Annotated in this window: 7 protein-coding genes; all 7 read right to left on the bottom strand. The window is 59.2% G+C overall.

Annotated features, from left to right (window positions below; all coding sequences use genetic code 11):
• Positions 1 to 197, bottom strand: a 197-nt coding sequence (locus tag ACLL9E_RS11020) for a biopolymer transporter ExbD (protein WP_411291781.1), incomplete at its 3' end; no start/stop codon positions are given.
• Between the two features lie 160 nt (positions 198 to 357).
• The gene (tolQ, locus tag ACLL9E_RS11015; RefSeq protein WP_411291780.1) at positions 358 to 1,050 is read right to left on the bottom strand and encodes a protein TolQ; all 693 of its coding nucleotides are present in this window, start codon (positions 1,048 to 1,050) and stop codon (positions 358 to 360) included.
• A gap of 7 nt (positions 1,051 to 1,057) precedes the next feature.
• On the bottom strand, positions 1,058 to 1,510 hold the full coding sequence (locus tag ACLL9E_RS11010; protein WP_411291779.1) for a YbgC/FadM family acyl-CoA thioesterase: 453 nt from the start codon (positions 1,508 to 1,510) through the stop codon (positions 1,058 to 1,060).
• Between the two features lie 91 nt (positions 1,511 to 1,601).
• Positions 1,602 to 2,627: a Holliday junction branch migration DNA helicase RuvB gene (gene ruvB / locus ACLL9E_RS11005; RefSeq protein ID WP_411291778.1), complete on the bottom strand. Its 1,026-nt coding sequence runs from the start codon at positions 2,625 to 2,627 to the stop codon at positions 1,602 to 1,604.
• 88 nt (positions 2,628 to 2,715) lie between these two features.
• A complete protein-coding gene (ruvA, locus tag ACLL9E_RS11000; protein WP_411291777.1) occupies positions 2,716 to 3,324 on the bottom strand; it encodes a Holliday junction branch migration protein RuvA in 609 nt (202 codons plus the stop codon).
• Positions 3,325 to 3,485: 161 nt separating this feature from the next.
• Positions 3,486 to 3,956: a crossover junction endodeoxyribonuclease RuvC gene (ruvC, locus tag ACLL9E_RS10995; RefSeq protein WP_411291776.1), complete on the bottom strand. Its 471-nt coding sequence runs from the start codon at positions 3,954 to 3,956 to the stop codon at positions 3,486 to 3,488.
• 188 nt (positions 3,957 to 4,144) lie between these two features.
• Positions 4,145 to 4,888 (bottom strand): YebC/PmpR family DNA-binding transcriptional regulator, encoded by a 744-nt coding sequence (locus tag ACLL9E_RS10990; RefSeq protein WP_411291782.1) that lies wholly within the window; start codon positions 4,886 to 4,888, stop codon positions 4,145 to 4,147.
• Between the last annotated feature and the right edge of the window lie 5 nt (positions 4,889 to 4,893).

Raw genomic sequence — 4,893 nt, 5'->3', positions numbered from 1 at the left:
AGCGCGTTGGCGCGGCTTTCCGGTAACTCGACGGGTACGCCAGTTACCAGCAACGGCGCCGTCACCATGAAGATGATGAGCAGGACCAACATCACGTCGACAAAGGGCGTGACGTTGATATCGGCCATCGGTGCGCGCCGGCTACCGCGTCTGCGTCCGCGGCCACCACTGCCACCTGATGAGGTGTTCATCGCCATGTTGCGGGGCCCTGCAAAATATTCCTAAATCCGTTCGCATCGAGCGCTGTCGAGATGCCATGCGGTCGGGCGTGCCTTATTTGTGTCTCGACTACGCTCGACACGAACGGGGGAAGGAAAGTGCTCGACCCGGACGGAGCGAACGGAGCAATGATTGCGTTCATACTTCAAGCTCCAGCTCGCGGCTTAACGTGCCGTGGAAGCCATCGGCAAAGCGGCCCATCTTTGCCTCATATTGGTTCAACCGATGCGAGAAGCGGTTATAGGCGATAACCGCAGGAATGGCAGCAAACAGGCCAATTGCGGTGGCAAACAATGCCTCAGCGATGCCTGGTGCGACCACCGCAAGGCTTGAATTTTGCTCGGCGGCAATCGCGGCAAAGCTGCGCATGATGCCCCAGACTGTTCCGAACAGTCCCACAAACGGCGCGACTGATCCCGTTGTGGCAAGAAAGTTCAATCGGTTGGCGAGGCGGTCGGTTTCCGCTGCAATCGTCGCGTCCATCGCTGTCGCAAGCCGCTCACGGGTTCCTGCACGATCAATGCTCTTGCCACTGGTCGACAACCGCCATTCCGCCATGCCAGCGGCAAACACCTTGGCAACGGGCAATTCATTCTGGCTATGCGTCTTGGAAAAGGCACCGATGTCGCTGCTCGCCCAAAATTCGCGTTCAAACTTTTCGCTCTGGCGGTTGATACCCGACATTTTGAGCGTGAAGCTGATGATGATCGTCCAAGCCCAGACGCTCGCGAACGCAAGGCCGACGATAACCGCCTTGACCACCAGGTCGGCATCAAGAAACAGTTTAACGGGTGAAAACCCCATATTTTGGGTCGCGATAAGCAGGTCCATGGATATCCTATTCTGCGGGTCGATGTATAATCGGCTGGAACGCTGCGACCCATGCCGCGGGTTGACGGCGCGCCTTGCCCTCGGGTGAAACAAAGGCTGCTGTTACTTGCGCCTCGGTCAGTATTTCGTCACCGCGCATGACGGTTTGATGAATGTCGCAACTGGCCGCGCGCACCGCCTCGACTGTGCTGACAACCACCAGCGCATCGTCAAAATGCGCAGGGCGGCGATATTTCATATGTATTTCGGTGACCGCATAAGCGCCTTGGCCATCGGCATGCACGCTGCGTTGGTCGATGCCGACACAGGCGAGCATGTCCGACCGCGCGCGTTCCATGAAATGCAGATAGCGCGCATGATAGACGACGCCGGAAAAGTCGGTGTCCTCAAAATAGACGCGCACCGCAAACAGGTGCCGGGTTCCGTCAAAATGACCTTGATAGGGATGGGGCATCGGCATTGCGTGTTTTGCTTAACCGTTGTGGAGTCCGGCGTGAAGGGCTTTTAGTTTGCGCACGCTCGGTTGGTCGCCGGCGCGGCTCTGTACAGCTTCACTTATCAAACAACCCGTCCTGAGAACCTGCTGGTGGGTTGAGGCCAAGATGTTTCCATCCCGGCGCATTGAGGCAGCGTCCGCGTGCCGTGCGGGCAATTAGGCCAAGCTGAAGCAAATAGGGTTCAACCACATCTTCAATCGTGTCGCGCGGTTCGGACAGGCCAGCGGCAAGTGCCTCGACCCCAACTGGTCCGCCACGATAGATGTCGGCAATCATATGCAGATAACGCCGGTCCATCGCGTCAAGGCCAAGCGCATCGACCTCAAGCCGGTTGAGCGCATTGTCAGCGATCTTTGCGGTGACAACGGGCTCGCCTGCAACATTGGCAAAGTCGCGCACCCGGCGCAGAAGCCGCCCGGCAATCCGCGGCGTTCCGCGTGCGCGCTTGGCAATCTCGTTCGCACCGTCTGGCGCAATGCCCAGATCCAACAACCGCGCGGCGCGCGTGACGACAAGCTCAAGCTCCGAATGGGTATAGAAATTCAGGCGCACCGGAATGCCGAAACGGTCACGCAGCGGCGTTGTCAGCAGCCCCTGCCGCGTGGTCGCGCCGACAAGCGTGAAGGCGGGCAAATCAATGCGCACCGACCGTGCCGAGGGCCCTTCGCCGATCATGATATCGAGCGCGCGGTCCTCCATCGCGGGATAGAGGATTTCCTCAACAACCGGGCTTAAGCGGTGGATTTCGTCAATGAACAGGACGTCGCCATCTTCGAGATTGGTGAGCAATGCGGCCAAGTCGCCCGATTTCGCGATGACCGGGCCTGATGTTGCGCGAAATCCGACGCCCATTTCCTTGGCGACAATCTGCGCTAGGGTCGTCTTGCCAAGCCCCGGAGGGCCAAAGAACAGCACATGGTCGAGCGGTTGTCCGCGCCCCTTTGCCGCCTCAATAAACACCCGCAAATTGTCCCGCGCGGCGGCCTGCCCGATAAATTCGGCGAGCGTTTTCGGCCGCAATGCCGCGTCGATATCCTCGGGACGCTTGTCGGGCGTGGTGATGCGGTCGTCTTCAGTCATGCGCGCCTCTCGCCGTCAGTTCTGGATTGCCCGATGGACCCTGAAACAAGTTCAGGGTGACGATGGAGAAAGGGGTTATGGCGTGCGCTCACCGCGAAGCCTTCTTCAACGCGAGCCGCACCAGCGCATCCAGCGTCGCATCCGGTCCCAACTCCTCGACCGCCTGCGCAACTGCGCTTCCTGCCTCGCCGGGTTTGAAGCCCAAATTACCCAGTGCGGACATGGCGTCGCTTGCGTGGTTGCCGGCCGCTGCGCCTATGGCGGCCAGCTTCGCGCCGTCGCCTAGCCCTGCGAGCGCGCCAACCTTATCCTTCAATTCATTGACGATCCGGCTCGCAAGTTTTGGCCCGACGCCGTTCGCGCGTGCGACCATCGCCGCATCGCCGCTGCCAATGGCCAGCGCGAGATCAGCGGGTTCGATGGCGGACAATATGGCAAGCCCTACCTTGCCGCCAACGCCCTGCACGCCGGTCAACAGGCGGAACCAGTCACGTTCTTCGCGCGTCGCAAAGCCGATGAGGCGCATGTCGTTTTCCGAGACCTGCATTTCGGTGAATACTGTTGCGAAATCATCGGTCTTGCCAAGCGCCGCGAGCGTGCGCGCGCTTGCCTGCACCAGATAGCCGACGCCGCTGACATCGATGACCAGATGGTCAACGCCCGTTTCGTCAATCCGGCCATAAAGCTTTGCAATCATTGCTGCGGGTTAGCTGTTCGTTCCCACATCGGCAAGCAAAAGAGAACATCGCGGGAACAGGAGAAGATTTTTTCACGCTGAGGCGCAAAGGGCGCAGAGATTTAAACATGCCGCTTTGCGGACTGTATTCTCTGCGCTCTCCGCGCCTCAGCGTGAACTTATCATCCCCTGGTATGGTGCGCGTGCGTGATGGCCACCGCCAGGGCATCGGCTGCATCGGGCCCAGCCAGTTTCAACCCCGGCAAAAGGATGCGCAGCATTGCCTGAATCTGCTCTTTCTCCGCCTTGCCCGTGCCGACGACCGATTTTTTTACCAACCGCGCGGCATATTCGGTGACCGGCGTCCGGTTGCGCGCCGCACCCAAAAGGACGACACCGCGCGCTTGCCCAAGCTTCAATGTCGATTGCGCGTTCTTGTTGACGAACACTTCTTCGACGGCGGCACAATCGGGGCGGAAATGATCAAGCACCGCATGCAGCTTTTCATCGAGCACCACGAGGCGGTTGGCTAAGGGCAATTTGGGATCGGTTTCAATCTCGCCATTGTCGATGTGTGACAGGCGATTGCCTTCCTTGCGAATGACACCCCAGCCGGTCGTGCCAAGGCCGGGGTCAAGACCTAGAATGATCATGGCTTGTTCCCCTCCCGCATGCGGGAGGAGCTAGAGGAGGGAGTCACGCAGAACATTGTCATACCCTATATCCGTTCGTGTCGAGCGTAGTCGAGACACCAATCCGGCACATATGCATCTCGACGACGCTCGATGCGAACGGTGATTTGAGTGCTCCCCCCCCCCGCTTTTGGGAGGGGAGTAGTTACTCATCCAAGCTTGGCCATTACCTCGTCAGACACGTCGAAATTGCCCCAGACAGTCTGGACGTCATCATCATCTTCCAATGCGTCGATCATCTTGAGCAAGGTCGCGGCGTTGGCTTCGTCGACTTCGACCAATAATTGCGGTTTCCAGGCAAGCTTGGCACTTTCGGCCTCGCCAAGCGTCGCCTCAAGCGCCTTGGCGACTTCGTGCAGCGCATCCATGCTGGTCCAGATGCTGTGCTCGTCTTCGCTGGACTCCACGTCTTCCGCGCCAGCCTCTAACGCGGCTTCAAACACGCTGTCGGCGTCACCGGCCTTTGCGGGGTAGGTAATCAGGCCCATCCGGTCGAAACCGTGGCTGACGGCGCCCGACGCGCCAAGGTTGCCGCCATTTTTACTGAATGCCGTGCGCACATTGGTCGCGGTACGGTTGCGGTTGTCGGTCAGTGCCTCGACAATGATCGCAACGCCGCCCGGACCATAGCCTTCGTAACGCATTTCATCATAGCTTTCGGCGTCGCCACCAGCCGCCTTGTCGATTGCGCGTTGGATATTGTCCTTGGGCATCGATTGCGCCTTGGCCGCATTGACCGCAAGTCGAAGCCGCGGGTTCATGTCCGGATCGGGCATGCCCATTTTCGCTGCAACCGTAATTTCGCGCGAAAGTTTGGAGAATTGCGCCGAACGTTTTTTGTCCTGCGCACCCTTGCGATGCTGGATATTCTTGAATTTGCTATGGCCTGCCATGGCTC

Source organism: Sphingorhabdus sp., from assembly GCF_046596595.1.
Taxonomy (GTDB): domain Bacteria; phylum Pseudomonadota; class Alphaproteobacteria; order Sphingomonadales; family Sphingomonadaceae; genus Sphingorhabdus_B.
Note: the sequence above shows the minus strand (reverse complement) of the source record. Positions and strands in the feature narration are given on the sequence as shown.